We start from the raw sequence: 529 nt of genomic DNA on the forward strand, positions 1-529 counted from the left end.
GTAATGATCTCGGTCGGCAAACGCAATCCGTGACGCATCGCCTATCCAGCGCCAACTGTGGATATTTTCGGATCCCAACGCTTTCATATCCTGATTTTGCAAGATGCCCAAAATCTCGCCCAAAGCAATCGCGCCCGAACTTGGCGCGCCCATGCCGCAGACTTCGTATTCACGATAAGGGGCGCAAACCGGTTGACGCTCGACGACGCGGTAGTTTTTCAAATCAGACAAACTGATTTTGCCGGGGTTATCCACAGCGCCGGTAACGGCACGGCCAATATTCTGCGCCTGCTCCCCCTGATAAAACGGCGCGCTGCCTTTTTCCGCCAACAGGCGCACGGAGCGGGCAAATTCAGGGTTTTTCAACACCGTTCCCGCTGCCAAAGGCTTGCCGTCGGGCAGGAAATACGCGGCGGTTTGCGGATAGAGTTTCAAAGGCTCAAGATTTTGCTCAATGGATTTTGCCATGCGCGGCGAAACGGTAAAGCCTTGTTCCGCCAAAGCAATCGGTTTGTCAAACAGGCTTGCC

The 529-nt window shown here is 54.4% G+C and carries 1 protein-coding gene; it reads right to left on the reverse strand.

All coding sequences use genetic code 11. The features are described 5' to 3' along the window. The coding region (locus tag ACTHUR_RS17865) for a gamma-glutamyltransferase (RefSeq protein ID WP_440400078.1) at positions 1–529 on the reverse strand (529 nt) is incomplete at both ends.

Source organism: Neisseria sp. P0021.S007, assembly GCF_051956855.1.